This window comes from Paraclostridium benzoelyticum (assembly GCF_001006285.1).
GTDB classification, from domain to species: Bacteria; Bacillota; Clostridia; order Peptostreptococcales; family Peptostreptococcaceae; genus Paraclostridium; species Paraclostridium benzoelyticum.
Genome location: NZ_LBBT01000159.1, coordinates 1 through 5,935, shown reverse-complemented (window position 1 = coordinate 5,935; position 5,935 = coordinate 1). Strand labels below are relative to the sequence as shown.

6 protein-coding genes are annotated in these 5,935 nt (G+C 29.5%); 1 reads left to right on the top strand and 5 read right to left on the bottom strand.

Annotated features, from left to right (window positions below; translation table 11 throughout):
• Positions 1-36: 36 nt before the first annotated feature.
• Positions 37-744: a helix-turn-helix transcriptional regulator gene (locus VN21_RS07430; protein WP_046822698.1), complete on the top strand. Its 708-nt coding sequence runs from the start codon at positions 37-39 to the stop codon at positions 742-744.
• Between the two features lie 104 nt (positions 745-848).
• On the opposite strand, the gene metK is transcribed toward VN21_RS07430, so the two are convergent.
• The 5 genes from metK to VN21_RS07405 form a co-directional block, all read right to left on the bottom strand.
• Positions 849-2,039, bottom strand: a complete 1,191-nt coding sequence (metK, locus tag VN21_RS07425; RefSeq protein ID WP_046822697.1) for a methionine adenosyltransferase — start codon at positions 2,037-2,039, stop codon at positions 849-851.
• A 22-nt stretch (positions 2,040-2,061) separates the two neighbouring features.
• Entirely contained in the window at positions 2,062-2,940 is an 879-nt protein-coding gene (gene speB / locus VN21_RS07420) for an agmatinase (protein ID WP_021430744.1), read from the bottom strand.
• Positions 2,930-3,781 carry a polyamine aminopropyltransferase gene (gene speE / locus VN21_RS07415; protein WP_046822696.1) on the bottom strand — a complete coding sequence of 284 codons (852 nt, stop codon included), beginning with the start codon at positions 3,779-3,781 and terminating at the stop codon, positions 2,930-2,932. Before speE ends, speB begins: the two co-directional genes overlap by 11 nt.
• Positions 3,782-3,945: 164 nt before the next feature.
• On the bottom strand, positions 3,946-4,371 hold the full coding sequence (gene speD, locus VN21_RS07410; RefSeq protein WP_046822695.1) for an adenosylmethionine decarboxylase: 426 nt from the start codon (positions 4,369-4,371) through the stop codon (positions 3,946-3,948).
• A gap of 30 nt (positions 4,372-4,401) precedes the next feature.
• On the bottom strand, positions 4,402-5,901 hold the full coding sequence (locus VN21_RS07405) for an aminotransferase class I/II-fold pyridoxal phosphate-dependent enzyme (RefSeq protein WP_046822694.1): 1,500 nt from the start codon (positions 5,899-5,901) through the stop codon (positions 4,402-4,404).
• Positions 5,902-5,935 lie beyond the last annotated feature (34 nt).

Sequence of the window (5,935 nt, the reverse complement as noted above, 5' to 3'; positions counted from 1 at the left end):
TTTATAAATATATTTGCATTCAAGGGAGGTTAATCAATGAAAAGTTTAGAAGATTTATTAAATGATTTTTATGATTTATTAGAAATTCCAATTCAGTTTTTAGATAAAAATTTAAAACTCATAAGTAGTAAGGGGTATTCAGATAAGCTATTTAGACTATGTGATGATTTAGGGATACTAAATAATATAGATAGAAATTCTTCATCTACTGTTAAAATTAATTCTAGTGAGAATATACATTTTATAATAATACCTAAGTTCAATCTTATTAACCAAAAAGGATATTTTGTAGTTGGTCCTTTTAAATCCGAAAGTATGTGTAAGGAACATGACATTCCATTTAAACCATTGTCATGTTCAGATTATTTTTCATCTGTTCTAGAAACTATAATAAAAAATAAATATCATAAAAAACATAAATTTAGTGTATATGTAAAGGAAGGCATAGATTATATTCATAGGAATTATTATAACGATATAAATCTCGGTACAGTTTGTGATCATCTAAATATAAATAAAAGTTACTTCTGCTCTATTTTTAAAAAGGAAACAGGTTATACATTTTCTAATTTTTTAAATAAATTAAGAGTTGAAAAAAGTAAAGAATTTTTACTAGAAAATGATGAATCAATATTAGATATAGCCTTATCTGTGGGTTATAATAACCACACATACTACTCTGCAGTATTTAAAAAGTATAATGGAATGAGCCCTCAAGAATATAGACACACTACGCTACAATAAAAAAGGGTATCGAATTTATCGATACCCTTTCATAACACATAGAAATAGCGAAGGGACTATATATAACATGACGAAACGTTATATATATTCCCAATCTATACTATCTATATATTTGCTTGTGATTTTAAAGTTTCAGCTTTATCAGTTCTTTCCCATGGTAAATCTAAGTCAGTTCTACCAAAGTGTCCATAAGCTGCAACATTTTTATACATAGGCTTTCTTAAGTCTAAGTCTCTTATTATTGCTCCTGGTCTTAAATCAAAGTTCTTATTAACTAAGTCAACAAGTAATTCTTCACTTACTTTTCCAGTTCCAAATGTATCTATGAATACAGATAATGGTCTAGCAACACCTATAGCATAAGCTAATTCTATTTCACATTTATCTGCAAGTCCTGCTGCTACTATATTTTTAGCAACGTATCTTGCAGCATATGCTGCTGATCTATCAACTTTTGTAGGATCTTTTCCTGAGAAAGCTCCTCCTCCATGTCTTGAGTATCCACCGTAAGTATCTATTATTATTTTTCTTCCAGTAAGGCCTGTATCTCCTTGAGGTCCTCCTATAACGAATCTTCCAGTTGGATTTATATATATTTTAGTTTCTGCGTCTAAAAGAACTTCTGGTATAACAACTTTTATAACTTTTTCTATTAGATCTCTCCTTATAGTCTCATTATCTATATCTTCACTATGTTGAGTAGATATTAATACTGTATGAACTCTAACTGCTTTATTTCCATCATATTCAACAGTAACTTGAGTCTTTCCATCTGGTCTTAAGTATTCTAATTCTCCACTTTTTCTAACTTCTGTTAATCTTCTTGATAACTTATGAGCAAGAGATATTGGAAGAGGCATTAATTCCTCTGTTTCATTACATGCGAAGCCAAACATTATACCTTGGTCTCCAGCTCCTATTTTTTCTATTTCATCTTCAGTTAATTCACCACTTCTGTTTTCTAAAGCTTCGTCAACTCCCATAGCTATATCTCCTGATTGCTCATCTATAGAAGTTATAACTGCACAAGTATCTCCGTCAAATCCGAATTTTGCTCTAGTATATCCTATTTCTTTAACTGTTTCTCTAACTAATTTAGGTATATCAACATAAGTATTAGTACTTATTTCTCCTGCAACTAATACTAACCCTGTTGTAACTGTTGTTTCACAAGCAACCCTAGCTTGTGGGTCATTTGTTAAAAGTGCATCTAATATTGCATCTGAAATTTGATCACATATTTTATCTGGATGTCCTTCTGTAACTGATTCTGATGTAAATAAATGTCTTGCCATTTAATTATCCTCCTAGGTTTACTTATTTTATCTTATCGCTTACTATAAGTGCTAATTCTCTTAATATTTTACATGCCGTAACTGTAGAAACATTTGTATTATCATAATCTGGGCTAAGTTCTACAATATCTAATCCAACTAAATTTATGTTTGAATTTTTTAGTATTTTAAAAATCCCCTCAAACTCTTTATAAGTTACTCCTCCTGGTTCTGGAGTCCCAGTTCCCGGAAAAATAGATGGATCTAAAACATCTAAATCAATAGTTAAATATATATTTTTATTTTCTAGTTTATCTACTATTTCTTTAAACGTATTTATAGTGTGAGTTTCCATGTATGTATGCTTATACTTTAATGCAAATTCAAACTCTTCTTTAGTTCCAGATCTTATTCCAAATTGAAATATTTTATTATCTCCGACAATATCCCATATACGTTTTATAACTGTCGCATGTGAATTTTCATTATTATTATACTCTTCTCTCAAATCTGTATGCGCATCAAAGTGAAGCACATACAAATCATTGTATTTTTCATGTACTGCTTTAAATGCAGGTAATGTTACTAGATGTTCTCCACCTATCATGAAAGGTACTTTATTATCTTTTATAATACTTTTTGTACCTTCATATATTTCATTTAAAACTGTATCTGTATTTCCTATGCTAAGTTCTAAATCTCCAATATCACAAATCTTATAATCATCCATATCTAAGTCAAGTATCGGGCTATAAGTTTCTAATCCATAAAACTCAGGTCTCATTGAAGATGATGCAAATCTAGTTCCCGGTCTATTTGAAGTGGTTCCATCAAATCCTGCTCCAAATACAACTAACTTACTTTCTTCGTAAGAATCATCCATACTCATAAATGTAGGTGTATTATAAAATTTATTTTTCATTTAACATATCCACAACATATTGAGGTAACATAAATGCCCCAGTATGTATATTGCTATTGTAATATTTAGTCTTTAAGTTTAAACTTTCCCAAGCTTCTTTGTTTTGATCTTTTATTGGATCATATTTTTTAGATGCAAAACCAAATAACCAATGTCCTGATGGATAGGTAGGTATATGAGCTTGGTAAACCTTAGCTATAGGGAATAAATTAGTTATTTTTTCATTAGCTCTTTTCATTTCTTTAGCATTAAAGTCAAAGTATGGGCTTTCATTTTGATTTACAAGTATACCTTCATCACTTAATACTCTGTAACAATCATTGTAAAAGTCAACTGAGAATAATCCTTCTCCAGGTCCTATTGGATCTGTTGAATCCACGATTATTAAATCATATGATTTATCTTTTGAATTTTTAACAAAAGCAACTCCATCTTCAAAATGCAAGTTAACTCTAGGATCATCTAATTTACAAGCACATATATCTATATACTCTCTTGATACATCCACTACCATTTTATCTATTTCAACCATATCAATTTTTTCTATTTGAGGATATCTAGTTAACTCTCTTACAGTACCTCCATCTCCTCCACCTATAACTAATACATTTTTTATATTCATATTAGTTGCCATAGGAACGTGAACTATCATATCATGGTATATAAATTCGTCTTTGTAACTTACCATCATAAGTCCATCTAAAGTTAAAAACTTTCCAAACTCCTTACTTTCAAATACATCAACCCTTTGAAAATCTGATTGATCGCTAAATAAGTGTTTATCTACTTTTATTGAGAAACGAACATTGTCTGTCCACTCTTCTGTATACCAAAGTTCCATAAATTAGACCTCCAAATTTTGAATTTAATTTTTTATTTTTGTATGTTTTTATTTTTATTTATATATATTTCTTAAATCGTCAGTTTTTTGACCATTTTTTATTTATATGTTATAATTGAATTTGAATTTAATTTTTTATTTATATTTATTTAGGTGATTATTATTTATATAGCTTCTTGCTCGTCTTGTGGCTTATGAGTAATATTGCCTAAATCTTTTTTTGCAAATTTTTGTATCTTTGATGTTAATCCTCTAGGTATTTCTGTAGATTCACTTCTTTCAGCTTTAAGTAATTCTTCTAGCATTTCAAAGCTTTTCCAAGGGTCTATATCTCCACAAGTAAAGAAATCTGCAGCTGCATATCCATACTCTGGCCATGTGTGTATAGTTAAATGAGATTCTGCTATTATTACAGCTCCTGACACTCCCCATGGATTAAAGTGGTGAAATACTGAATCTACTATAGTTGCTTTTGCATTTAAAGCTGAGTCATTCATATATTTTTCAATAAGCTTTGGATCTCTAAGCATTTCCTCATCACAATTATAGTACTCAACCAATATATGTCTTCCTAAAGTTTCAAACTTCATAGTCGTCACTCTCCTTATTAAGTTTTCAATTTATTTTTTTATAACTAATATATAATTTAAAGTTTTGTCTTTCATATCACTTAAATATGCATTATTGTCTTTTAATAACTTTATATAATCTATAATTTCCTTTGTAATTATTTCTCCAGGAGTTACTATCGGAATACCTGGTGGATAAGCCATTATAGATTCTCCAGAAATTCTTCCAATACATTCATCAATTAAAACCATTTCTTTATCTTTGTAAAAAGCATCTCTTGGTTTTAATTTTAATATTGGGTTTATCTGCTTTATATCTATATCATTCATCTCATCAGGCTTCTTGTATATTTTAGATATAACTTCTAATGCATTTATTAATTTATCTACATCTTCTTTTTCTGTACCTATAGATATTAATGCTAATATATTATATAAATCCCCTAATTCTGCTTGAACCGAAAACTCTTTATATAATAAATCGTAAACTTCAAGTCCTGTTAAATTTAATTTTTTAACATTTATGCAAAGTTTTGTCTCATCTATAAACTTTACTCCTTCATCATTTAAACATTCCGTAGATACAACTTTTATACCTTTTACTTTATTAAGCCTAGCTTTAGCGTATCTTGAAAGATTTAAAGCTTTCGATAGTTGCTCCTGCCCATTTGACACTAAGTTCGACCTAGCTCCATCAATGCTACTCATTAATAAATATGATGCAGATGTTGATTGAAGCATGTTTATACATTGAAGAACCTTACTAGACTCTATACTTTTGTTATTTAAAAGCAGTGCTGAAGCTTGCGTTAATGCTCCTCCTGTTTTATGTATGCTAACCGCCGCCATATCTGCTCCTAACTTCATACTTGATGGTGGTAAATCATCATGAAACGGAAAGTGAGCTCCATGTGCCTCATCTATTAAAACCAATACATTTTTCTTATGACATATGTCTATAATTTCTCTTAAATCACTGCATGCTCCATAATAAGTTGGATTAAGTAAAAATAAAGCTTTTATCCCCTTATTTGTTTCAAGTGCATGCTTTACATCTTTAGCCCTTATATTAAGACTTATTCCTAATTCTTTATCAAACTCTGGTTGAATAAATACAGGTTCTCCTCCACTTAATATTAGTGCATTGATAACTGATTTATGTATATTTCTAGGAAGAAGCAATTTATCATTATCCTCTATGATGCTTAATATCATTGCATGTATAGCTCCTGTAGTTCCATTAGTTATAAAAAAAGCATCATCTGAACCATAAGCATCCGCTAAAAGTTTTTGAGCATTTTTTATGACTCCCTTGGGATTAGATACATTATCCATTAATGGAGATGAGTTTATATCCATTTTCATCAATTCTTCTCCATAATAATTATTTAATATGTCTACCCCTTGATGTCTTACATGACCAGGTACATCAAAACATGCTATATCTTTTTTTGAATATTCTTTTAGTGAGCTTAGTAGTGGTATTTGACTATGATTTAACTTATAACTTTTCTCATATTCTAACTCTAAGTTTTTACCTATAGCTTCCAAATCGTTCCTCCCTTCTTTATTTTAAATATTAATT